Consider the following 24,295-nt stretch of genomic DNA (forward strand, 5'->3'; position numbering starts at 1 on the left):
TCATGCTCGACCTGACCCTCGACGACCTCACCCGCACGGTGGGCGGTACCCTGGTGCTCGGCGACCACGCCGTGCAGGAGGGTACCTCCGGCAGCTCGGTCGTGAACGGAACGGTCGACACCGATTCGCGCGAGATCGTTCCGGGCGGCATCTTCGTGGCCAAGCCCGGCGAGTTCAGCGACGGGCACCTCTACATCCCCGCCGCCATCCGGAACGGCGCCGACCTCGTGATCGTCGAGCGGGTCTCGGCCGGCCTCACCGTTCCCCAGGTCGTCGTCGAGAACTCGGTCGAGGCCCTCGGGATGCTGGCCACCGAGGTGATCCGTCGCATCCGCGAACTCGGCACCCTCACGGTCGTCGGCATCACCGGCTCGAACGGCAAGACCACCACGAAGAACCTCGTTCGCACCATCCTCGAGCGGCAGGGACCGACGATCGCGCCGCGCGACTCGTTCAACAACGAGGTCGGCGCCCCGCTCACCATGCTGAAGGTCGAGCCGTCGACCCGGTTCCTCGTTGCCGAGATGGGCGCGAGCGCTCCGGGCGAGATCACCCGGCTGGTGCGCATGGCCCGCCCCGACATCGGCGTGGTGCTGATGGTCGGCCTCGCCCACGCCGGCGAGTTCGGCGGCATCGAGAAGACGCTCGCCACGAAGACCGAGATGGTGACCGACCTCCTTCCGACCGATGTGGCCGTGCTGAACCTCGACGACTACCGCGTCGAGGGAATGGCAGAGAAGACCCGGGCCGAGGTTCTGTGGTTCGGGCTCGACACGAGTGCGGGGGTTCGGGCATCCGGTCTCGTGCAGACGACCGCGGGAACGGACTTCACCCTGACCCTGCCGACCGGTGAGTCGGCGCGCGTGCACTTCGGCGTGCTCGGCGAACACCATGTGACCAACGCTCTCGCGGCGGCGGCAGTGGCCCACACGGTGGGTGTGCCGATCACCGAGATCGTCGAGGCGCTCGAATCCGTCACCCGCGCCGAGCGCTGGCGCATGGAGGTGCTGCCCTCGACGAAGGGCGTCACCATCATCAACGACGCCTACAACGCGAGCCCCGACTCGATGCTCGCGGGGCTGAAGACGCTCGCCCAGATCTCGGGGCCGGGCATCCGGCGCGTCGCCATTCTCGGTGAGATGAGTGAACTGGGCGAGTTCTCGCTCGAGGAGCACGACCGCATCGGCCGCACCATCGTGCGGCTCGGTATCGAGCGCATCTTCGTCGTGGGCGAGGGCGCCCGCGCGCTGCATCTCGCAGCCACCCATGAGGGTTCCTGGGACGGCGAGTCGGCGTTCTTCGAGACGGCCGACGAGGCGTACGCTCTGCTCGAGAACGAACTGCGCTCCGGGGACGTGGTTCTGGTCAAATCGTCGAATTCGGCGGGCCTGCGGTTTCTCGGTGACCGGCTGGGGGAGCACTTCGCATGATCACGCTTATCGGAGCGGGCGGTCTGTCGATGATCTTCTCGCTGTTCATGACGCCTGTCTTCATCAGGCTCTTCAAGAAGCTGGCCTGGGGCCAGTACATCAACATCGATGGCCCCGCCTCGCACCACGTCAAGCGCGGTACGCCCACGATGGGCGGCATCGTCATCATTCTCGCGACACTGTTCGGGTACTTCGTGGCACTGCTGATCACCGGCAACGGTGCATCGGTATCGGTGCTGCTGGTGCTCTACATGATGGTGGGGCTCGGCATCGTCGGCTTCATCGACGACTTTCTGAAGGTGCGCAAGAAACGCAGCCTCGGCCTCGGCCCGACCGCCAAACTGGTCGGCCAGCTGCTGGTGGGTGGGTCGTTCGCTCTCCTGGCGATGATGGCGAAGGGGCCCAGCGGGCTCACCGTCGCCTCGACCCACATCTCGGCCATCCGTGACCTCGACTTCGACTTCCTGCAGTGGGGCGTGCTGCTCGGCACGATCGCGTTCGTGGTGTGGATCATCCTGATCGTGCTGGCGACCTCCAACGCGGTGAACCTCACTGACGGGCTTGACGGGCTCGCCCCCGGGTCTGCGATCCTCGCCATCGGCTCCTTCGTGATCATCGGGTTCTGGCAGGCGAACCAGAGTTGCGCGAGCCTCACGCTGGACCCCGATGTGACGTTCAAGTGCTACAACGTGAACCAGCCGCTCGACCTCGCCGTCGTCGCGGCGGCGGTCGCCGGTGCCCTCGTCGGGTTCCTATGGTGGAACACCAACCCCGCGAAGATCTTCCTCGGCGACACGGGTTCGCTCGCCATCGGTGGCGCCCTCGCTGCGCTGGCCATCGAGAGCCGCACCGAGCTGCTGCTCATCCTGATCGGCGGCATCTTCGTGATCGTGGCCGGCCAGGTGGTCGTGCAGCTGACCTACTTCCGCCTCACGGGCGGCAAGCGCATCTGGCGGGCCAGCCCGCTGCACCACCACTTCGAGGTCAAGGGCTGGGCGGAGGTCACCATCGTGGTGCGCTTCTGGATCATCGCCGGCCTCTGTGTGGCGGCTGGTGTCGGAGCGTTCTATCTCGAATGGATTCTGCAGGATTGACTGAGCGACTCGACTCCCTGACCAGCTGGCACTCCGACTGGACGGGCCTTCGTGTGGGTGTTCTGGGTCTCGGCAAGACCGGGTTCTCGGTCGCCGACACCCTCGTCGAACTCGGCGCGCGGGTTCTCGTCGTCGCCCAGCGGGCCGACGACTCCCAGGTGCAGCTCGTCGGCGTGATCGGCGCCGAGCTCGTGCTCGATGCGGTTCTGGATGCTCCGCCGACCGCTCTCGTCGAGCTGGAGCCCGAGCTGCTGGTCGTCTCGCCGGGCTTCCACCCCGATCATCCGGTGCTGCTCTGGGCCGCGGCCGCCGGCATTCCGGTGTGGGGCGACGTCGAGCTGGCGTGGCGCCTCCGCGACAAGGTCGGCACGCCGGCCGAGTGGCTCGCCGTGACCGGCACCAACGGCAAGACCACCACGGTGCAGCTGACCGCCACGATGCTCGTCGCCGGGGGCCTCCGCGCAGCGCCGTGCGGCAACATCGGGATTCCCATCCTCGACGCCATCCGCGACCCGCAGGGCTTCGATGTGCTGGTCGTCGAGCTCTCGAGCTACCAGTTGCACTCAACGTTCAGCATGTCGCCGTTCAGCGCAGTGTGTCTGAACCTCGCCGAAGACCACCTCGACTGGCACGGCTCGTTCGAGGCCTATGCCGCGGCCAAGGCGCGGGTCTACACGAAGACGAAGGTCGCCTGTGTGTACAACCGCTCCGATGAGCGCACGCAGTCGATGGTCGAGGAGGCTGAGGTGGTCGAGGGCGCCCGCGCCATCGGTTTCGGGCTCGGCGTTCCGGGGTTGAGCGACCTCGGCGTGGTCGACGGCATCCTCTGCGACCGGGCCTTCACCGATGACCGCCGCACCACCGCGCTGGAGATCACCACCGTGACCGCGTTGGCCGAGCGGGGGCTGGGGGCGCCGCACACCGTGGCGAACATCCTCGCCGCCTGCGCCCTCGCACGGAGCTTCGGGGTCGGCATCCCGGCGATCAGGGCGGCTCTCGCATCCTTCGAGCTCGATCATCACCGCATCGAGCCCGTGGCAACCGCCGCGGGGGTGACCTGGGTGAACGACTCGAAGGCCACCAATGCGCACGCCGCGAACGCCTCCCTCGGCGCCTTCGAGAACATCGTCTGGATCGCGGGCGGCCTTCTGAAGGGTGTCGACGTCGAGCCTCTGGTGAAGGCCCGGGCCGGGAAGCTGAGGGCCGTCGTGCTGATCGGTGTGGATCGCGAAGCTCTCAGGAAGGCATTCGAACGACACGCCCCCGAGGTGCCCCTGTTCGAGGTCACCGCCGTCGAGACTGATCAGGTGATGCCGACCGCCGTGCGGTTGGCAGCCGCCCAGGCCGCACCCGGAGACGTGGTGCTGCTGGCACCGGCCGCGGCGTCGATGGACCAGTTCGTCGACTACCAGGGCCGGGGCGACTCTTTTGCCCGCGCAGTACGTGAATACCTTGGAGGTGGGGGCAGCTGACGAACACGATGACCCGTGCCCGCACCGCCCGCATCTCGGTGAACCGCGTGTTCCAGGCCGAGTCGAGCAACTACTACTTTTTGCTCGGCATCACGCTCTTCCTCGTCGTGCTGGGCCTCGTGATGGTGCTGTCGTCGTCGTCGATCGACTCGTACACCGCACGCCAGGGCTTCTTCGGCACGTTCTGGAAGCAGGGGGTCTTCGCCCTCGTCGGGGTACCGCTCATGCTGGTCATCTCACGCCTCCCGATGTCGTTCTGGCGTCGCTGGGGCTGGATCGCCCTGGCGGTCGGCGCCATCCTGCAGCTCGTCGTGCTGTTCACCCCGCTGGGTGTGAAGGTCGGCGGAAACCTGAACTGGCTGAACGTCGGCGGCGTCAGCCTGCAACCCTCCGAGCTGATCAAGCTGGGGCTCGTCGTCTGGCTCGGCGTGATCCTCGCCAAGAAGCAGAAGTACCTGCACCTCTGGGGGCACGTCGCCATTCCGGTGCTGCCGATCGCGGGCGGCGCCCTCGGTCTCGTGATGCTCGGCGGAGACCTCGGAACCGTCATGATCATGGCCGGGCTCGTGTTCGGCGCCCTCTTCTTCGCCGGCGTCAAGCTCCGGATGTTCGTGGTGCCGCTGCTCGTCGCAGTGACGGCCGTCGTGATCATCGCCGGGTCGAGCGCGAGCCGCGTGTCACGCATCGGGTCGTTCCTGAGCGAGGGCTGCACCGACTACTCGGGGGAGTGCTGGCAGACGCAGCACGGTCTCTTCGCTCTCGCCAACGGCGGATTCTTCGGAGTCGGCCTCGGTAACTCGAAGGCCAAGTGGTCGTGGCTGCCGGCCGCCGACAACGACTTCATCTTCGCGATCATCGGCGAAGAGCTGGGCATGATCGGCGCGCTTGTCGTGATCGCCCTGTTCGTGGCGCTGGCCATCGCGTTCCTGCGCATCGTGCGGTCGTCGAAAGACATGTTCAGCAAGGTCGTTTCGGGTTCGGTCATGGTGTGGATCATCAGCCAGGCCTTCGTCAACATCGCCGTCGTGCTGGGGGTGATCCCGGTGCTCGGCGTGCCGCTGCCGCTCATCTCCTCGGGCGGGTCGGCGCTGATCACGACGCTGATCGCGATCGGGGTCGTGCTGTCGATCGCGCGGGGGCAGACAAAGGAGACGGCGGGCGATCCGGATGCGGCCGCACTCGTGGCTCCGGTGCGTTCGCCCGCAAACGGTTTCGCCCCCGTACCCCTCGCCCGGCGGAGCAGCCCGCAGCGGCCGGTCGCCGCGCGGAGCACTTCTGTGTCGGCCGGAGCTGTGCGCACCTCTTCACCCACCGCCCACCGCCGCGTGGTGCGCGACCGGTGACCACGTACCTGCTCGCCGGAGGCGGCACCGCGGGGCACGTCAACCCGCTGCTGGCCACGGCCGATGAACTGCGCCGCCGCGACCCCGCCGCCGAGGTCATCGTCGTCGGCACCGCGACCGGGCTCGAGGCGCGTCTCGTGCCGCGTGCGGGCTACGAGCTCGTCGCCATCCCCAAGCTGCCGTTCCCCCGGCGCCCGAATCGTGCCGCCGTCTCGTTCGCACCGGCCCTCCGGCGTGTGATCGTCGACCTGGCGAAGCTCCTTCGCGACCGTCGCGTCGACGTGGTCGTCGGGTTCGGGGGATATGCCGCCGCGCCGGCGTACCTGGCGGCCCGGCGGGCGAAGGTTCCGATGGTCATCCACGAGGCCAATGCCCGTCCGGGCCTGGCGAACAGGCTGGGTGCGCGCTTCACGCCGTATGTCGGTATCGCGTTCCGCGCCGGAACCCTGCCGCACGGTCGGTTCGTGGGCATGCCGCTCCGCCGGGAGATCCAGGCGCTGGTCGCCGCGCCCGCCGCACGAGACGCCGCCCGCCTCGAGGCGTACGGGCTGTTCGGGCTCGAGAGCGGCACGCCCACCCTGCTCGTCACCGGGGGATCTCTCGGCGCCCAGCAGATCAACGGCACGGTCTTCGAGGCCGCGGCCGACCTTGTGGGGGCAGGCTGGCAGGTTCTGCACATCACCGGTGAGCGCTCCGAGCTGGTCGACCCGGGCATCCCGGGCTACCGGATGCTGCGCTACTGCGACCGCATGGAGCTCGCCCTGGCCGCGGCCGACTTCGCGGTGTCACGGGCCGGCGCTGCGACGGTCTCCGAGCTCGCGGCGCTCGGCGTGCCGTCGGTGCTGGTTCCGTATGCCGTCGGCAACGGCGAGCAGCGCTTCAATGCGGTCGATCTGGTCGGGGCCGGGGGAGCGGTGCTGGTGAGCGATGCCTCGTTCACGCCCGAGTACCTCCGATCATCCCTTGTTCCCCTCCTGCACGATCGTGCGCGCATCGCTGCCATGGCCACCGCCTCGCTCGGAGCGGGCGTCACCGATGGCGCGGCACGCACTGCCGACCTGATCGGCCTGGCGCTCGGGAGCGCGTAACGTGGTGCACTTGCCGAACGAAAGAAAGCGACGCGAATCGTGATCAAACCCGATCTCACACTTGAGATTCCGGCCGAACTGGGGACGGTGCACTTCGTCGGCATCGGCGGTGCGGGAATGAGCGGAATCGCCCGCCTCTTCCTCGCCGCCGGGGTCACCGTGACGGGCTCCGACCGCACCGACTCGAAGACCGCCGAGAAGCTCCGTGCCCTCGGGGCGACGGTGCACGTCGGCCACGATGCCGCCAACCTGGGCGACGCCGACACGCTCGTCGTCACCAGTGCGCTCTGGCCCGACAACCCCGAACTCGTGCTCGCCCAGCAGCGCGGACTGCCCGTGCTGCACCGTTCTCAGGCGCTGGCGTGGCTCGTCAACCGCCGTCGCCTCATCTCCGTCGCGGGTGCGCACGGCAAGACCACGTCGACGGGCATGATCGTGCAGGCCCTGCTCGAACTCGGTGCTGCCCCGAGCTTCGTCAACGGCGGCGTCATCTCCGCGCTCGGAACCAGCTCCGCCTGGGGCGAGGGTGAACTCTTCGTGCTCGAGGCCGATGAGTCCGACGGGTCGTTCCTGCTCTACGACACGGCGGTCGCGCTCATCACGAACGTCGACCCCGACCACCTCGACCACTACGGCTCGAACGAGGCCGTCGAAGACGCCTTCGTGACCTTCGCCGACAAGGCGTCCGAGCTCGTCGTGATCTCCTCCGACGATCCCGGGGCGCTGCGGGTCGGCGCCCGGCTCAGCGCGTCGCGTGTGCTCACCTTCGGCGTCGCGTCGGGGGCGGATGTTCGTCTGCACTCGGTGGTGGCCGACGGCCCGGTGTCGTTCGCGGTCGAGTACCTCGGGGTCTCCTACTCCGGAGCGTTGCGGGTACCGGGTACCCACAACGCCCTCAACGCCGCGGGAGCCTTCGCGGTGCTCGTCGGCCTCGGGTTCGACCCCGCCGCATCCGTCGCCGCCCTCGGCGCCTTCGACGGAACGGGCCGACGCTTCGAACTGCACGACACCGTGCGGGGTGTGAGCGTCTACGACGACTATGCGCACCACCCGACCGAGGTGGATGCCGCGCTCACCGCCGCCCGCACCGTCGTCGGCGACGGACGCATCATCGCCGTCCACCAGCCGCACCTCTACAGCCGCACCCAGCTGCTGGCGGGCGAGTTCGCCGCGGTGCTGGAGCGCACGGCCGACTTCACCGTGGTGCTCGACGTGTGCGGGGCCCGCGAAGACCCCGTGCCCGGTGTGACGGGTGAGACCGTCTCGTCGCGCTTCGCCGACCCGGCCCACGTTGCGTACCTCGCAAACTGGCAGGCGGCGGCCGACTACACCGCCTCCATCGCCCGCCCCGGCGACTTCGTGGTGACGCTCGGCTGCGGAGACGTGAACCTCATCGTGCCGCAGCTGCTCGCGTCGCTCGCCGCGGTGCCGGCCGGCCCCGCCGACACCGCCTCGGCTGGTTCCGCCTCAGACGCCCCAGCTGTCGCTGCGGCATCCACTCGTTCCACCTCGGGCGTTTCGGCTTCTGCTCCGGCCGAGGGCGACGCGTAGCGTGGGGCTCCGATGAAGCGTCCCGGCGGAATCACCCCGCCGACAACGTCGCCCACACCACCCGCGCCTCCCGCCGCTCCACAGGGCCGCGCGAAGCGCCCCGCCACCACGCCCGCCAAGGATGATCGCCCGGACACCAAGCCCGCAGAGGGAAAGCGCGCGGCCACCCCGCGTGCGGAAGGGACCCGCCCGGCCACCCCGCCCACTCCCGTGCGGATGACCCGCGTCAAGCCCGCCCAGCCCCTCGTCGGCGATCCCATCGGCGCAAATACCCCCACCCCCAACACCGCACCCTCCACCCCCACCTCACGCAGCACCCCCTCCTCCACGGCCACCGGGTCGGGAACCTCCGCACCCTCAGGTCAGCCCTCCACCACCCCTCCGGGGTCGCGAGACGACGCAGATCGTTCCACAGCGAGTTCGTTGCAAAGATTTGCGTCCTCTCGGTGGGGCGCCGTGGCGCAGAGGGACGCCGCGAAGCGTTCCGCCGGTGCCGCGGGCGCGGGCGCGGCAGGTGCCGCAGGTGCCAGCGCCGCGGGCGCGGGCGGCAGCCGGTGGCGGTCCGACGCGAGTCTGGCGCGTAAGAACCTGCGGGTGGCTGCTCGCCGTCGGCAGCGGTTCGAGCGGCTCGAGTCGCGGCGGTTCACCGAGCAGAGCCGCAGGCGGCGGCTGACCTGGATCGTGTCGCTCGGAGCCGTCGCCCTGCTGGTCGTGGTGGTGCTCGTGACCGCCTACTCGCCCGTGTTCGCCGTGCGCGCCATCAGCGTCGAAGGGACGTCCCGCATCGACTCGGCCCAGGTGCAGTCCGCCCTCTCCGACCAGGTCGGGAGGCCGCTCGCGCTGGTCGACTACGGGCGGATGGAGTCCGAGCTCTCGGGCTTCCCGCTCATCCAGAGCTATTCGACCGAGTCGTCGCTGCCCAACACCCTCGTCGTTCGGATCGTCGAACGCCAGCCGGTGGGGGCGGTGGCCGCAGCATCCGGGGCCGGCTTCGACCTCGTCGACCCGGCCGGTGTCGTCGTGTCGCACAGTGACGCGCGCCCCGATGGCTTTCCGGTGATCGACCTCTCCGGTACGGCGATCGGCAGCCCGGGCTTCCTCGGAGCGACGGCAGTGCTTCGCGCCCTGCCCGCCGCACTGCTGGCGAACGTCGACACGATCAGCGCTGCAACGCCCGACTCGGTCACCTTCACGGTCGCCGGCGGTGGCCAGAAGGTCATGTGGGGGAGCAGCGCCAACTCGGCGCTCAAGGCCCTGGTGCTCGACAAGCTGATCGCCACGCAGAACGCCGACGCCACCCTCACCTACGACGTCTCGAGCCCCGAGAGCCCCGTCGTCTCCTGAGCGGATGCCTGAGCGGATGCCACGGCAGCACGTGGGCAGGCAGATTCGCCACGCAACATACGACACGCGGCACGGCGTTGCAGACGCTCCGTCACATCCCGCTTAGGTTTATCGAAAGAAATACATACTCAGCATAACATTAACTCTCAACTTGAACTTGAACCCAGCAGGGGCGAGTCGGGCGGGGAGTCGACCGGAGGCCGGACGTGACATCAAACCAGAACTACCTCGCCGTGATCAAGGTGGTCGGCATCGGTGGCGGCGGTGTGAATGCCGTCAACCGGATGATCGAACTCGGCCTGCGCGGAGTCGAATTCATCGCCATCAACACCGACGCCCAGGCGCTGCTGATGAGCGACGCCGATGTGAAGCTCGACGTAGGCCGGGAGCTCACCCGCGGCCTCGGAGCCGGCGCAGACCCCGAGGTCGGCCGCCGCGCCGCAGAAGACCACGCCGAGGAGATCGAGGAGGCGCTCGCGGGGGCCGACATGGTCTTCGTCACGGCCGGTGAGGGTGGTGGCACCGGTACAGGTGGCGCCCCCGTCGTCGCCCGCATCGCCAAGTCGATCGGCGCGCTCACCATCGGTGTCGTCACGAAGCCGTTCGGCTTCGAGGGCAAGCGCCGCATGGCACAGGCCGAAGACGGCGTCGCGACCCTCAAGAACGAGGTCGACACGCTCATCGTCGTGCCGAACGACCGGCTGCTGGAGATCAGTGACCGCGGCATCAGCATGCTCGAGGCCTTCTCGACCGCCGACCAGGTGCTGCTCGCAGGTGTGCAGGGCATCACCGACCTCATCACGACCCCGGGTCTGATCAACCTCGACTTCGCCGACGTCAAGAGCGTCATGCAGGGTGCGGGTTCCGCACTCATGGGCATCGGTTCGGCGAGGGGAGCCGACCGTGCGATCAAGGCAGCCGAGCTCGCCGTCGCCTCACCGCTGCTCGAGGCGAGCATCGAGGGTGCGCATGGTGTACTGCTGTCCATCCAGGGCGGGTCGAACCTCGGCATCTTCGAGATCAACGACGCCGCAAAGCTCGTGCAGGACGCGGTGCACCCCGAAGCCAACATCATCTTCGGTGCCGTCATCGACGACACCCTCGGCGACGAGGTACGCGTCACCGTCATCGCGGCCGGCTTCGACACCGCAGAGACGATCGCCGAGGCTGCCTCGAAGCGGCCCTTCGGTTCGGTGCCGAACGACGCCAGCGACCTGTTCTCCGGAGCGGGCGTGGGTAGCAGCGCCGGCTCGAGCGGTTCCAACGGTGCAGGCGCTGCTCCGGCGACCCGCCGCGACCGCGCCGACGAGCCGCACAGCGCCGCGGCATCGTGGTCGCAGACCCCCGAGCACAGTTTGACGGGCACCGCCCAGCTCGACCCGGCCTCCGATGACGACGATTCCGACCTCGACGTTCCCGACTTCCTGAAGTGACCGTCGATCCGAACCCGGGCCCCGATGACCTCGCCGGTCGTCTGGCCCGGGTTCGCGCCGCTGTCGAGGAGGCCGCCGACGCCGCGGGGCGCCGAGCCGCCGAGCTGACGCTCATCGCGGTGACGAAGTTCCACGGGGCGCCGCTGTTGCGCGATCTCGCCGCCCTCGGCGTCGCCGACTTCGGCGAGAGTCGTCACCAGGAGGCCCGCGAGAAGGCGGCAGAACTCGCCGACCTCGATTCGACCTGGCACTTCATCGGACAGCTGCAGAGCAAGAAGGCGCGGCAGGTCGCCGAATACGCATCGGTGATCCATTCTGTAGATCGTGCCTCCCTCGCCGACCTCCTCGCCTCCGACGAACGGCAGTCGACAGGCGAGAGCATCGGATGTTTCGTGCAGGTGAATCTCACGCCCGATCCCGAGCGCGGGGGAGTGTCACCCGAGGGCGCCGAGGCCCTGGCGGAGCACCTCGCTCCGCTCCCCGGGCTCCGCCTGCTGGGCGTCATGGCGGTCGCTCCGAACGAGGGCGACCCCCGGGCAGCGTTCGCGCGGCTCCGGTCGATCTCGGAGGCCGTTCGAACGAGCTTCCCCCGGGCATCCGCCATCTCGGCAGGGATGTCGAACGATTTCGCCGCCGCCATCGCCGAGGGCGCGACACACCTGCGGATCGGTTCTGCAATCACGGGAAACAGACCCGACCGCCGTTAATCTCGAAGCAGGCAACTGCACCCAGGCAACCGCACGTTCAACCGGAGGAAGAAATGGCCAATCCACTACGCAAGACGATGGTCTACCTCGGTCTTGCCGACGAAGAGCTCGACTACGAAGAGACGCAGGCCGCTCCCACAGCCCATGTCGCCCACCCCCAGGCGGCACAGCCGGCCGGTGACAGGCCCGTCGCCTACGCCGCTCCGCCCAGCGCACGGGCCGAGTCGAACGCGGGCCGTGCACCCGTCACCCCCCTTCGTCGAAACACGATTCAAAAGAATGCGGCGCCGCTCGAAATGAATGAAATCCTCACCGTTCACCCGAAGCAGTACAAAGACGCGCAGATCATCGCCGAGAGCTTCCGCGAGGGCATCCCCGTCATCATCAACCTGTCGCAGATGACCGATGCCGACGCGCGGAGGCTCATCGATTTCGCAGGTGGCCTCTCACAGGGTCTCTACGGCAAGATCGAGCGGGTCACCAGCAAGGTCTTCCTGCTCTCGCCGTCGCACGTCTCTGTCTCGGGCGAGGCCCAGACCGACACGCGTACAGAAGCCTCCTTCTTCGTCCAGTCATAATTGACGGGTGGATTCCCTCGTCGCCATCATCGCAACAGTCGCGTATTTCGCCCTCCTGCTCTACTTCTTCGTCATGTGGGGTCGGTTCATCCTCGACCTCGTGCGGAGCTTCCAGCGCCAGTGGCGTCCCCAGGGCGCTGTACTGGTGTTCGCAGAGGTGGCGTACACGGTGACCGATCCGCCGATCAAGTTCTTCAGGCGCCTGATCCCGCCGCTCCGGGTGGGCCCCGTGGCCTTCGATTTCGGGTGGAGCATCGTGATGCTCCTGGTGGTCATCCTGCTGTCCGTGACCAGTTACGTGCGCCTGATTGCGGCTTGATCGGGTGACGCATGTATCGTAGTTGCAGAAACGTAGAACGTCTCCTAGACAGTCACTAGGTTCCCTAGGCAGTCACAATTCATGAAGGTGGAAGAACATGCCGTTAACTCCGGAAGAAGTTGTTAACAAGCGCTTTTCGCAAACCCAGTTTCGCGCTGGGTACGACCAGGACGAGGTCGACGACTTCCTCGACGAGGTCGTGGTGGAGCTTCGCCGCCTGATCTCTGAGAACGAAGAGCTCCGCAAGGGCATCCTACCGAGTGCCGCTCCGGCTGCCAGCGATGAGGCTGCGCCCGTGAGTGCCGCCCCTGCAGAGGTCAGCGAAGAGACCGCCGTCGTCGACGTCGTCGAGACCCCGGCTCCGGCCGAGGTCGCAGAGCCCGTCGTCGCAGAGCCCGTTGCCGCCCCGGCCGCCGTAGCCTCGTCGACCGTGCCCTCGACCACCGTGCCCGACGGCGAAGACGCAGCCAGCACCACCAGCCTGCTGCAGCTCGCCCGTCGCCTGCACGACGAGCACGTCAAAGAGGGCTCCGACAAGCGCGCCGCGCTCATCGAGGAGGGCCAGGCCACGGCCAACCGCCTCGTCGCCGAGGCCGAGGCCAAGCAGCGCACCGAGCTTGCCAAGCTCAACCAGGAGAAGGCCGGCATCGAGAACCGCATCGACGAACTGCGTTCGTTCGAGAAGGAGTACCGTCTGAAGCTGCGCGGCTACATCGAGGGCCAGCTGCGCGACCTCGACTCGTCGGGCGAGAGCACCGACAGCGCTCCCGCTTCGAGCTTCCAGGGCTTTGGAGCCTGAGCCTCTGGCAACACCACCGGCCGTAGGCCGTTCGAGAACGATCAGTGCTCACGCACTGGTCGTTCTCGTCGTTGTGGCGGTTGTCGTCCTCGCCATCGACCAGGGTGCGAAGTTCCTCGTCGTCACCACCCTGCCGCTGGGCCAGTACGTTCCGGTTCTGGGCGATCTGCTGCAGTTCTTCTACGTCACGAATTCGGGCGCGGCCTTCTCCATCGGCAACGCCTACACCTGGATCTTCTCGATCCTGGCGGCCGCTGTCGTCGTCTTCATCGTCTGGTTCTCCCGGCGCATCCGGTCGCTCGGTTGGGCGACGGTCTTCGGGCTGCTGCTGGGCGGCGTGCTGGGCAACCTCGGCGACCGGTTGTTCCGGGAGCCCGGGTTCGGCGTCGGCCACGTGGTCGACTTCATCAAGATCCCGCTGCTTCCGGCGATTTTCAACCTGGCCGACACCGCGATCTGCGCGGCGATGGCGATCTTCCTCATCCTGACGATCCGGGGCATCGGGCTCGACGGCCGGCGTGCCGAGCGACCGGATGCTGCGGGCCCCGTCGATGCCGACCGCGACGCCGACACAGCCGAGGCGGCGGTCGACGTGCCCGCTCCCGCCGCCTCGCCCGACGAGAAGCGCGACTGAGCGTGGACTCGCGCCAACTCCCCGTACCCGACGGCCTCGACGGCGAACGGGTCGATGCCGGGCTTGCCAAGCTCATGGGCTTCTCACGGAGTTTCGCGGCCGATGTGGTCGAGGCCGGCGGGGTCAGTGTCGACGGGCGCACGGTCGGAAAGTCCGATCGCCTGCGCCGTGACACATGGCTCGAGGTGATCTGGGCGCCCAAACAGGAGCTGCGCATCGAACCGACGCCCGTCGAGAACCTCACGATCATCCACGACGACGACGACCTCGTCGTGGTCGACAAGCCCGTCGGCGTTGCGGCCCACCCCTCGGTCGGCTGGACCGGTCCCACCGTGCTCGGAGCCCTCGCCGCCGCGGGCTTTCGCATCTCCACGTCGGGAGCCGCCGAGCGGGCGGGTATCGTGCACCGTCTCGACGCGGGGACCAGCGGACTCATGGTCGTCGCGAAGAGCGAGGAGGCCTACACCTGGCTGAAGCGCCTCTTTCACGACCGGGAGGTCGACAAGATCTACCACGCCGTCGTGCAGGGTCATCCCGACCCGCTCGCCGGCACGATCGACGCACCGATCGGGCGGCACCCCCGCTCCGACTGGAAGTTCGCGGTGGTCGCGTCGGGCAAGCCGAGCGTCACGCACTACGAGACGATCGAAGCGTTCCCCAGCGCGTCGTTGCTCGAGATCCATCTCGAGACCGGACGCACGCATCAGATCCGCGTGCACATGGCGGCCCAGCGTCATCCGTGTGTCGGCGACGCCATGTACGGCGCCGACCCGACGATCTCGGCTCGGCTGGGGCTCGGCCGGCAGTGGTTGCACGCCCTGAAACTCGGGTTCGTGCATCCTGCGTCCCGGGAGTACGTGCAGTTCGAGTCGACGTACCCGGCCGACCTGCAGCACGCCCTCGATACACTCCGCAACGACTGAGCGGGCGCCCAGCGAACCCACCGGCGCGGCTCGCCGACGACACGCGGGAGCCGGCCCGATGTCGGTGGCCGACGGCTAAACTGGTCACCTCAACCTCTAGCTCGTCGGAGAAGATTTGTCACCCGCGTCCGATTCGTTCGTTCACCTCCACGTGCACTCGGAGTACTCGATGCTCGACGGTGCCGCACGGGTGAAACCCCTGATCGAGGCGGCAGTCGAGCAGGGAATGTCCGCAGTCGCGGTGACCGACCACGGCAACGTCTTCGGGGCCTTCGACTTCTGGAAGACGGCGACCGACGCCGGTATCAAGCCCATCATCGGCACCGAGGCCTACATCACGCCCGGCACGCATCGCGGCGACAAGACCCGGGTGAAGTGGGGCGGCCCGAACAGCGGTCGCGACGATGTCTCGGGTTCGGGCGCGTACACGCACATGACGCTGCTGAGCGAGAACACCGCCGGTATGCACAACCTGTTCCGGCTGTCGTCGCGGGCGTCGCTCGAGGGGTACTACTTCAAGCCGAGAATGGATCGCGAGTTGCTCGCCCAGTACTCCAACGGTCTCATCGCGACCACCGGATGCCCGTCGGGCGAGGTGCAGACGCGCCTCCGTCTCGGGCAGTACGACGAGGCCGTCAAGGCGGCATCCGACTACCGCGACATCTTCGGGGCAGAGAACTACTTCGCCGAGATCATGGACCACGGGCTCGGCATCGAACGCCAGATCATGGGCGACCTGCTGCGGCTCGCGAAGCAGCTCGACCTGCCCCTGGTCGCAACGAACGACCTGCACTACACGCACGCCCACGACGCGACATCGCACGCCGCGCTGCTCTGCGTGCAGTCCGGATCGACGCTCAGCGATCCGAACCGCTTCAAATTCGACGCCGACGAGTTCTACCTCAAGTCGGCCGGCGAGATGCGACAGATCTTCCGCGATCATCCGGAAGCCTGCGACAACACGCTGCTCATCGCCGAACGCTGCGAGGTGAAGTTCGACACCTCGGCGAGCTACATGCCGCGTTTCCCGGTGCCGGCGGGCGAGACCGAGGACACCTGGTTCATCCAGGAGGTCGAGAAGGGTCTCGTCGACCGGTACCCGAACGGCATCCCGTCAGACGTGCGGGCGCGCGCCGACTACGAGGTCGGCGTCATCGTGCAGATGGGGTTCCCGGGCTACTTCCTGGTGGTCGCCGACTTCATCAACTGGTCGAAGAACAACGGCATCCGGGTAGGCCCCGGGCGTGGATCCGGTGCCGGCTCGATGGTCGCCTACGCGATGCGCATCACCGATCTCGACCCGATCCGGCACGGCCTGATCTTCGAGCGGTTCCTGAACCCGGATCGCGTCTCGATGCCCGACTTCGACGTCGACTTCGACGACCGGCGCCGCGGTGAGGTCATCCGCTACGTGACCGAGAAGTACGGCGACGAGCGGGTCGCCCAGATCGTCACCTACGGCACCATCAAGGCGAAGCAGGCGCTGAAGGACTCCTCGCGCGTGCTCGGCTTCCCGTTCGGCATGGGAGAGAAGCTCACCAAGGCCATGCCGCCGCCCATCATGGGCAAGGACATCCCGCTCTCGGGCATCTTCGACACCGCGCATCCACGGTTCAAGGAGGCGTCGGATGTGCGCGCGGTCATCGAGGCCGACCCCGAGGCGCGCACCGTCTTCGAGACGGCCGTCGGCATCGAGAACCTGAAGCGCCAGTGGGGTGTGCACGCGGCCGGCGTGATCATGTCGAGCGACCCGCTGATCGACATCATCCCGATCATGAAGCGCGAGCAGGACGGCCAGATCGTCACGCAGTTCGACTACCCGGCCTGCGAATCGCTCGGGCTGATCAAGATGGACTTCCTGGGGCTCCGCAACCTCACGATCATCGACGATGCGCTCGACAACATTGAGTCGAACCGGGGGTTCCGGCCTGTGCTGGAGGAGCTCGAGCTCGACGATGTGCCGGCCTACGAGCTGCTTGCCCGGGGTGACACGCTGGGCGTGTTCCAGCTCGACGGCGGGCCCATGCGCGGGCTGCTGCGACTGATGAAGCCCGACAACTTCGAAGACATCTCGGCCATCCTGGCGCTCTACCGGCCGGGCCCGATGGGCGCCGACTCGCACACGAACTACGCGCTCCGGAAGAACGGGCTGCAGCAGGTCACGCCGATCCACCCGGAGCTCGAGGAGCCCCTGCGCGAGGTGCTCGGGCAGACCTACGGCCTGATCGTGTACCAGGAGCAGGTGATGTCGATCGCTCAGAAGCTCGGCGGGTTCACGCTCGCCCAGGCCGACCTGCTGCGGCGCGCGATGGGCAAGAAGAAGAAGAGCGAGCTCGACAAGCAGTACGAGGGTTTCTCGGCTGGAATGAACGCGAACGGCTACTCGAACGCGGCCGTCAAGACTCTGTGGGACATCCTGCTGCCCTTCTCCGACTACGCCTTCAACAAGGCGCACTCGGCGGCCTACGGCGTCATCTCCTACTGGACGGCGTACCTCAAGGCGCACTACCCGGCGGAGTACATGGCGGCGCTGCTCACGTCGGTCGGCGACTCGAAAGACAAGTCGGCGATCTACCTCAATGAGTGCCGGCGCATGAACATCACCGTATTGCCGCCCGACGTCAACGAGTCGATCGGGTTCTTCGCGGCCGTGGGCGAAGACATCCGGTTCGGCATGGGCGCGGTGCGGAACGTCGGTTTTGCGGTCGTCGACCACATCATCGAGGCCCGCAAGACCAAGGGTGCCTTCACGTCGTTCCACGACTTCCTGCAGAAGATCCCGCTGGCGGCGACGAACAAGCGCACCATCGAATCGCTCATCAAGGCGGGCGCCTTCGATTCGCTGGGCGATACGCGGCGGGCGCTGGTAGAGATCCACGAGGGGGCCGTCGAGGCGGCGGTCAGCGAGAAGCGGGCCGAAGCGAACGGGCAGGTCGGCTTCGACTTCGATTCCCTCTGGGACCTCCCTCAGGACAACCGGCAGGTACCCGAGCGCCCGGAATGGTCCAAGCGCGACAAGCTCGCGTTCGAGCGCGACATGCTCGGGCTGTATGTGTCCGATCATCCACTCGCCGGGCTCGAGATCCCGCTGGCCAAACACGCCTCGACGACCATCGCCGACATGCTGACGTCGGAGCACACCGCCGACGGCGACACCGTGGTGGTCGCCGGTCTCATCACGAACGTGCAACACCGCGTCGCCCGCAACTCGGGCAACCAGTACGGCTCGATCGTGGTGGAGGACTTCGGCGGCGAGGTCACGGCGATGTTCATGGGCAAGGCGTACCAGGAGTTCGCTCCAGCCCTCACGAACGACTCGATCGTGGTGCTGCGCGGCCGCGTGTCGATTCGCGACGACGGCATGAACCTGCACGCGTTCAGCCTGTTCAGCCCCGATCTGGGCAACGCCGACGGGGGAGGGGGCCCGATCGAGATCTCGATGGCCGACGCCCGCGCGACGACCGAGACGGTGCAGGCGCTGAACGACGTGCTGATCCGGCACGCCGGCGACAACGAGGTGCGGCTGAAGCTGCTGAAGGGCGGCACGGCACGCGTCTTCGAGATCCCGTTCCGGGTGCGGGTCACGGCCGACCTCTACGGCGAACTGAAGTCCCTCCTCGGCCCCGCCTGCCTGCTCTGACCAGCGCCCCGCACCCCCGGTCGGGCCGGTAGAATCGGGGGGCCATGATGCAGACCATTGACTTACGGGGAATGACCCCGTCGCGTGCCCAGTTGCTCGAGCTCGTTCCTCGTGCCGTCACCGACGTCGGGGTCGCGACCGAGGCCGCCCAGGCCCTCATCGATGCCGTGCGGGCCGAGGGCAGTACGGCACTGCGGGCGCAGGCGGCGCGCTTCGACGGGGGCGAGGCCCCGAGCATCCGGGTTCCGCAGTCGGAGATCGATGACGCTGTCGCTCAACTGGCTCCGGATGTTCGTGCCGCGCTCGACGAGGCGATCGACCGGGTGCGCCGGGCGACCGCCGCGCAGGTTCCCAGCGGCACATCGACGGTGCTCGGCGACGGTGCGGTCGTGGAGCAGCGCTGGCAGCCGGTGGACCGCGTCGGGCTCTACGTTCCCGGCGGCAAGGCCGTGTACCCGTCGAGCGTGGTGATGAACGTCCTGCCCGCACAGGCGGCCGGAGTGCCGTCGATCGCACTCGTCTCCCCGCCCCAGCAGCAGTTCGGCGGGCGCGTGCACCCCACCATCCTCGGGGCGGCGGGCCTACTCGGTGTCACCGAGGTGTACGCAATGGGCGGCGCCGGCGCGATCGGTGCCCTCGCCTATGGCGTCGCCGACCTCGGGCTCGAGCCCGTGCAGATCATCACGGGCCCGGGCAACGTCTACGTCGCCGCAGCCAAGCGCCTCGTGCGTGGTCGCACGGGAATCGATTCGGAGGCCGGCCCCACCGAGATCCTCATCATCGCCGACGAGACGGCCGACGCAGGATACGTGGCCGCCGACCTCGTCAGCCAGGCCGAACACGACGAGCTCGCCGCGGCGGTGCTGGTCACCCCCTCACCCGCCTTTGCCAGTGAAGTTCGAGTTGAGCTTGAAGGTTTGGCGGAGTCGACGCCGCATTCAGCACGCGTCCTGGTTGCGCTGGAGGGCCAGCAGTCCGCGGTCGTCCTGGTCGATGACCTCGCCGCTGCAGCGCGGTTCAGCGACGCCTACGGGCCGGAGCACCTCGAGATCCAGACGGCGTCCGACGACGAGGTGGTGGCGAGCATCCACAGTGCCGGGGCCATCTTCGTCGGCTCGTACTCGCCCGTCAGCCTCGGCGACTATCTCGCCGGCTCGAACCACGTGCTGCCCACCGGTGGCCAGTCGCGCTTCTCGTCGGGCCTCGGGGCATACACGTTCCTTCGCCCGCAACAGGTCATCCGTTACGACCGTGCCGCCCTCTCCGAGGTCGCCGGCCGCATCCACGCCCTCGCCACCAGCGAGAACCTCCCCGCGCACGCGGCGGCGGTCGCCGCGCGCTTCCCTTCGGAGTAGCGCCGGGCTTCCCGCGCCGGCCGGTCCGCGCTTCCCGCGCGACTAGCGCCGCGCCGCGTCGGCCGGTCCGCGCTTCCCGCGCGAGTAGCGCCGGGCCGCGCCGCGCCGCGCTTCCCTTCGGAGTAGCGCCGCAACGCGCCGGTTGCCTCGACACCGCCTTCGCCGTCAGCCCGGCAGGGTTCCACCGCTCGCCCGCCCCGTAACGCGAGGCGTCGCGGGTGGTCCGACCGCGTCCCCCAGCGCGTCCGAATCGACGTGAGAGCACACATCCGCGCCAGATACGGCGGCGGATTCACCATTTCGCGTCGGTTCGCCTCCCGCCGGCCGGCGCCCAGCCCGAGTGGCGCCCTATTCGCGACGGTTTGGCTGAGCTCCGTCCGGGTGGGGACCCCTGGGCACCGGCAGGGATGTGGCTCCCGCGTGGGCAGGGCGGTGGCTTGCACCGACCGGGCACCCCACGCACGTGCGGGCCGGTAAACTCGAGGCACCATGTATTGCCCGTACTGCCGGTACCCCGATTCCCGCGTCGTCGACTCGCGCACCTCCGACGACGGCACAGCCATTCGCCGCCGCCGTCAGTGCCCCGACTGCGGGCGGCGCTTCAGCACGACCGAGACCGCGAGCCTCAGCGTCATCAAGCGCAGTGGAGTGGTCGTACCGTTCAGCCGCGAGAAGATCATGAACGGTGTTCGAAAGGCGTGCCAGGGCCGCCCGGTGACGGATTCCGACCTCGCCGTTCTCGCCCAGCGCGTCGAGGAGACGGTGCGCTCGACCGGAGCGGCGCAGGTCGAGGCGAACGACATCGGGCTCGCCATCCTGCAGCCCCTCCGCGAGCTCGACGAAGTGGCGTACCTCCGTTTCGCCTCCGTCTACCAGGCCTTCGACTCCCTCGACGACTTCGAGGCGGCCATCACCCTGCTGCGGGTAGAGCACGACACGGCCCCGGATGACCGTTCCGGCCCCTCGGCACAGCGAACTGCGGCGGGCAGTGCTACGGGTTCGGCCACGACGACGGGCGCCGGCGCCGCAGCCACGCCCTCGGCTGGCGTGGCCTCCGCCCCCTCTTCGGTGCAAACCGAGGCAAGCGCCTCGCCTTCGACGGCGTCATCGCGCGCCGGAACGGCCACACCGCCATCGCACGCTGCCCAGGCCGCGGCCAGCGCCGCCCGGCGCGGGTAGCGCCCGCGGTGTACGGCTTTCTCTTCCGTCACGTTCTGACGCGCCTCGACCCCGAGCGGGCCCACCATCTCGCCTTCGACGTCATCCGCTCCCTTCCGCGCACCCGCCTCGGCGCGCGGGTACGCCGGTTCACGGCGCCCGATCCGTCGCTGGCCGTGCACACGCTCGGGCTCGAGTTCGATTCGCCGTTCGGGGTCGCCGCCGGCTTCGACAAAGACGGCCGCGCCATCATCGGGCTCGGGATGCTCGGCTTCAGCCATGTCGAAGTCGGAACCCTGACCGCCAAGGCCCAACCCGGCAATGATCGGCCGCGCCTGTTCCGTCTGGTCGCCGATCGAGCCGTGATCAACCGGATGGGCTTCAACAACGGGGGAGCGGGCCCCGCCGCCCTGCGAATCGCCCGCACATCGGCAGCGAACTACCGCCCCATCGTCGGTGTCAACATCGGCAAGAGCCGCGTCGTCGACGTCGACGACGCCATCGACGACTACCGCTCGAGCGCCCGGGCTCTCGCCCCCGTCGCCGACTACCTCGTCGTCAACGTCAGCTCACCGAACACCCCGGGCCTTCGCGGCCTTCAGGAGCTCGACAGGCTGGAACCCCTGCTCGCGGCCGTGCGCGAAGAGGCGGGCGCCGTACCCCTGCTCGTGAAGATCGCCCCCGACCTCACTGACGACGAGGTGCGCCGCATCGCCGGACTCGCCGTCTCGCTCGGCCTCGACGGCGTCATCGCCACCAACACGACGATCTCGCGCGACGGCCTGACAACCGACCCCGCTGCTGTCGCGGCAGCCGGTGCGGGCGGACTCTCGGGCCCGCCCGTCGCCGCACGATCCCTCGAAGTGCTGAAGGTGTTGCGCGCCGTCGTTCCGCCGGAGCTCTGCATCATCTCGGTCGGCGGCATCGAGACCGCGGATGATGTGGCCGAACGCCTGGCCGCCGGAGCCACGCTCGTGCAGGGCTACACCGGCTTCCTCTACCGCGGTCCCCTCTGGGCCCGCCAGATCAACCGCGGCCTCGCACGGCTCCACGCCGCACATCGATGACCCGGCCCACCCACCCACGCCGCCCCCACCCACGCCGCGCCCACCCACGCCGCGCCCACCCACGCCGCGCCCACCCACGCCGCGCCCACCCATGCCAGGCGGCGGGGGTTCCGCGGTCGTTTGTCGCTTCCGCGCCTGCGCGCGCAGCCGCGAAACGGACAAAGACCAGCGTCCCCCCGCGCCCACTGCGGGGGTGAGCAGAGCGGCCCGCGCTCGGCGCCTGCAGCGGCGCGAGCGGAGCGCCTAGCTCGGGAACTGCCCGCGCTTCACCTGCGGCTTCGGCAGGCGCATCGGGCGCAGTTGCAGGGCGCGCATCGCACCGTACCAGCGCAGCCCACGGTCGAGCGTTCCGTACTTCTCGCGCAGACGCTTGTTGATGCGGTTGCCCATGAGCAGGATGTCGATGACCACGATGATCACGAAGGCGTAGAGCACGAGCATCAGGTAGGTCTGGATGGTGGTGTTCGGCACGAGGGTCAACAGGATGACCGCGAACATCACCGGAATGATTGCTTCGCCGATGCTGAACCGCGCGTCGACGTAGTCGCGGATGTAGCGCCGCTGCACACCCTTGTCGCGCGCCAGGAGGTAGCGCTCCTCGCCGGCGGCCATGCCGATGCGGGCACGCTCCCGTGCTGTGGCGGTCTGCGTCTTCGCCTGCCGGGCCGCCTCTTTGCGGTCACTCGGCACCAGGGGCTTTCGGCGTGCCGCCTCCTGCTCGCGGCGGGTGGGCGTCGGGGCGCCCTTGCCGAGCGATACGCCCTGCGCCGACTTCAGGCGGGCAGCGGTCGCCTCGGGGGTCTCGATCTCGGCAACGGGGGTTTCGCGCTTGGCCACAGTCAGTCCTCGGGTCTCACGGGCGGTAGTCACCACCTGCCTTCTAAGATTACCCGTATGACCGACGAACAGGGCACTTCTGACAGCCAAAGCACACGCTCCGGGGATCGTGAGACGGGCATCCGCACCTCGCTGGCCGGCGCGTTGCCGGCCACGATCGCCGACCTGACCGACCTGGTGCGGCTGCCCTCCGTCTCGTGGGATGCTTTCGACCCGGCGAACGTCGCGGCCAGCGCGAAAGCAGTCGCTGCTCTGTTCGAGGCGACCGGGGTCTTCGAGGCTGTCGACGTGAAACAGGCCGTGGCGAACGAGCAGACGGGCGAGCTCGGCCAACCAGCCGTTCTCGCGACACGCCCCGCCCGCAATGGGCGACCGACCGTGCTGCTCTACGCCCACCACGACGTGCAGCCTCCCGGTGACGACGCTGACTGGGACTCACCTCCCTTCGAGCCGACCGTGCGCGGTGACCGCCTCTACGGCCGCGGAGCCGCCGATGACAAGGCCGGCGTCGTCTCGCACCTCGCCGCGGTCAGGGGATTGCACGAGGCGTACGGCGACGACCTCGACCTCGGCCTCGTCGTCTTCATCGAGGGGGAGGAGGAGTTCGGCTCCCGCTCCTTCGCCAGTTTCCTCGACCAGAATCGCGACGCTCTCGCGGCCGACGTCATCATCGTGGCCGACTCCGACAACTGGAACGTCGACACCCCGTCGCTCACCATCAGCCTGCGCGGCAACGTCACGTTCAGGCTCACGGTCTCGACCCTCGAGCACGCCTCGCACTCCGGCATGTTCGGTGGGGCGGCCCCCGACGCGATGATGGCCATGATCCGTCTGCTGGCCACGCTGCACACGGCAGATGGCAGCGTCGCGGTCGCCGGCCTGACCGAGTCGGGCGAGACCGTGCCCGAGAGCGCCGACGACGTGGCCGACTTCGAGCGGGATGCCGCACTGCTGCCGGGCGTCACGCCCATCGGCTCGGGGCCGCTGCTGTCGCGGCTGTGGGCCAAGCCCGCCATCACCATCACGGGAATCGACGCGCCCAGCGTGGCGAACGCATCCAACACCCTCCTGCCGAAGGTCTCGGCGCGTCTCAGCGCTCGCATCGCGCCGGGCCAGGATGCGCGGGAGGCGCTCGAGGCGATTGAGACCCATCTGCGTGCCAACGCTCCGTTCGGGGCTCACATCGACATCAGCGACACCGACACCGGCCAGCCGTTCCTCGTCGACACCAGCGGATGGGCGGTCGCTGCGGCGAAACAGGCGATGGCCGACGGCTGGGGCGTGGAACCGATGGAGACCGGCATCGGCGGCTCGATCCCCTTCATCTCCGATCTGGTACGGGTGTTCCCGGATGCCCAGATCCTCGTCACGGGCGTCGAAGACCCTGACACCCGCGCTCACAGCCCGAACGAGTCGTTGCACCTCGGCGTGTTCAAGCGCGCCATTCTGACGGAGGCCCTGCTGCTCTCGCGGTTGGCCGAGCAGACGCTGGCAGAACTCTCGGAGTGACGGAACGCCACATC

The 24,295-nt window shown here is 68.5% G+C and carries 18 protein-coding genes and 2 pseudogenes; 19 read left to right on the forward strand and 1 reads right to left on the reverse strand.

The genetic code is table 11. The features are described 5' to 3' along the window. The first annotated feature begins 2 nt into the window (after positions 1–2). The 18 genes and pseudogenes from B7R24_RS06775 to B7R24_RS06860 all read left to right on the forward strand — a co-directional run bounded on the left by B7R24_RS06775 (position 3) and on the right by B7R24_RS06860 (position 21,935). Positions 3–1,430, forward strand: a complete 1,428-nt coding sequence (locus B7R24_RS06775) for a UDP-N-acetylmuramoyl-tripeptide--D-alanyl-D-alanine ligase (protein WP_116418464.1) — start codon at positions 3–5, stop codon at positions 1,428–1,430. Beyond that, a complete protein-coding gene (gene mraY / locus B7R24_RS06780; RefSeq protein WP_116418208.1) occupies positions 1,427–2,524 on the forward strand; it encodes a phospho-N-acetylmuramoyl-pentapeptide-transferase in 1,098 nt (365 codons plus the stop codon). Before B7R24_RS06775 ends, mraY begins: the two co-directional genes overlap by 4 nt. Continuing rightward, a complete protein-coding gene (gene murD / locus B7R24_RS06785; protein ID WP_116418209.1) occupies positions 2,506–3,996 on the forward strand; it encodes a UDP-N-acetylmuramoyl-L-alanine--D-glutamate ligase in 1,491 nt (496 codons plus the stop codon). Before mraY ends, murD begins: the two co-directional genes overlap by 19 nt. A gap of 8 nt (positions 3,997–4,004) precedes the next feature. Beyond that, positions 4,005–5,339 carry a putative lipid II flippase FtsW gene (gene ftsW / locus B7R24_RS06790; RefSeq protein WP_116418210.1) on the forward strand — a complete coding sequence of 445 codons (1,335 nt, stop codon included), beginning with the start codon at positions 4,005–4,007 and terminating at the stop codon, positions 5,337–5,339. Further along, positions 5,336–6,427, forward strand: a complete 1,092-nt coding sequence (locus B7R24_RS06795; RefSeq protein ID WP_116418211.1) for a UDP-N-acetylglucosamine--N-acetylmuramyl-(pentapeptide) pyrophosphoryl-undecaprenol N-acetylglucosamine transferase — start codon at positions 5,336–5,338, stop codon at positions 6,425–6,427. The genes ftsW and B7R24_RS06795 overlap by 4 nt, the downstream gene beginning before the upstream one ends. Positions 6,428–6,466: 39 nt before the next feature. Then, a pseudogene (murC, locus tag B7R24_RS06800) lies at positions 6,467–7,885 on the forward strand (UDP-N-acetylmuramate--L-alanine ligase); the annotation flags it as partial. Between the two features lie 105 nt (positions 7,886–7,990). Next, positions 7,991–9,322 (forward strand): FtsQ-type POTRA domain-containing protein, encoded by a 1,332-nt coding sequence (locus B7R24_RS17565; RefSeq protein ID WP_172582734.1) that lies wholly within the window; start codon positions 7,991–7,993, stop codon positions 9,320–9,322. A 206-nt stretch (positions 9,323–9,528) separates the two neighbouring features. Continuing rightward, positions 9,529–10,755 carry a cell division protein FtsZ gene (gene ftsZ, locus B7R24_RS06810; RefSeq protein WP_116418213.1) on the forward strand — a complete coding sequence of 409 codons (1,227 nt, stop codon included), beginning with the start codon at positions 9,529–9,531 and terminating at the stop codon, positions 10,753–10,755. After that, on the forward strand, positions 10,752–11,462 hold the full coding sequence (locus B7R24_RS06815; RefSeq protein WP_116418214.1) for a YggS family pyridoxal phosphate-dependent enzyme: 711 nt from the start codon (positions 10,752–10,754) through the stop codon (positions 11,460–11,462). The genes ftsZ and B7R24_RS06815 overlap by 4 nt, the downstream gene beginning before the upstream one ends. A gap of 53 nt (positions 11,463–11,515) precedes the next feature. Next, a complete protein-coding gene (locus B7R24_RS06820) occupies positions 11,516–12,040 on the forward strand; it encodes a cell division protein SepF (RefSeq protein WP_116418215.1) in 525 nt (174 codons plus the stop codon). 7 nt (positions 12,041–12,047) lie between these two features. Then, positions 12,048–12,359, forward strand: coding sequence for a YggT family protein (locus B7R24_RS06825; RefSeq protein WP_301182464.1), 312 nt, complete (start codon positions 12,048–12,050; stop codon positions 12,357–12,359). A 97-nt stretch (positions 12,360–12,456) separates the two neighbouring features. Then, the gene (locus B7R24_RS06830) at positions 12,457–13,158 is read left to right on the forward strand and encodes a DivIVA domain-containing protein (protein WP_116418216.1); all 702 of its coding nucleotides are present in this window, start codon (positions 12,457–12,459) and stop codon (positions 13,156–13,158) included. Next, the gene (gene lspA / locus B7R24_RS06835) at positions 13,148–13,792 is read left to right on the forward strand and encodes a signal peptidase II (protein ID WP_367302610.1); all 645 of its coding nucleotides are present in this window, start codon (positions 13,148–13,150) and stop codon (positions 13,790–13,792) included. The genes B7R24_RS06830 and lspA overlap by 11 nt, the downstream gene beginning before the upstream one ends. A gap of 2 nt (positions 13,793–13,794) precedes the next feature. Next, positions 13,795–14,715 (forward strand): RluA family pseudouridine synthase, encoded by a 921-nt coding sequence (locus tag B7R24_RS06840; protein ID WP_116418217.1) that lies wholly within the window; start codon positions 13,795–13,797, stop codon positions 14,713–14,715. A 169-nt stretch (positions 14,716–14,884) separates the two neighbouring features. Continuing rightward, positions 14,885–18,355: a DNA polymerase III subunit alpha gene (dnaE, locus tag B7R24_RS06845; protein ID WP_116418468.1), complete on the forward strand. Its 3,471-nt coding sequence runs from the start codon at positions 14,885–14,887 to the stop codon at positions 18,353–18,355. A gap of 47 nt (positions 18,356–18,402) precedes the next feature. Beyond that, positions 18,403–19,710, forward strand: coding sequence for a histidinol dehydrogenase (gene hisD, locus B7R24_RS06850; RefSeq protein WP_216363643.1), 1,308 nt, complete (start codon positions 18,403–18,405; stop codon positions 19,708–19,710). A 489-nt stretch (positions 19,711–20,199) separates the two neighbouring features. Then, a pseudogene (nrdR, locus tag B7R24_RS18025) lies at positions 20,200–20,658 on the forward strand (transcriptional regulator NrdR); the annotation flags it as partial. 239 nt (positions 20,659–20,897) lie between these two features. After that, positions 20,898–21,935: a quinone-dependent dihydroorotate dehydrogenase gene (locus tag B7R24_RS06860; RefSeq protein ID WP_116418220.1), complete on the forward strand. Its 1,038-nt coding sequence runs from the start codon at positions 20,898–20,900 to the stop codon at positions 21,933–21,935. 243 nt (positions 21,936–22,178) lie between these two features. Here B7R24_RS06860 and B7R24_RS06865 read toward each other — a convergent pair whose 3' ends face one another. Then, the gene (locus tag B7R24_RS06865; protein ID WP_116418221.1) at positions 22,179–22,772 is read right to left on the reverse strand and encodes a DUF3043 domain-containing protein; all 594 of its coding nucleotides are present in this window, start codon (positions 22,770–22,772) and stop codon (positions 22,179–22,181) included. Between the two features lie 57 nt (positions 22,773–22,829). Here B7R24_RS06865 and B7R24_RS06870 point away from each other — a divergent pair, with 57 nt between their 5' ends. After that, a complete protein-coding gene (locus B7R24_RS06870; RefSeq protein ID WP_116418222.1) occupies positions 22,830–24,281 on the forward strand; it encodes a dipeptidase in 1,452 nt (483 codons plus the stop codon). The last annotated feature ends 14 nt before the right edge of the window (positions 24,282–24,295 follow it).

Origin of the sequence: Subtercola boreus, assembly GCF_003399645.1 — a bacterium.
Taxonomy (GTDB): Bacteria; Actinomycetota; Actinomycetes; order Actinomycetales; family Microbacteriaceae; genus Subtercola; species Subtercola boreus_A.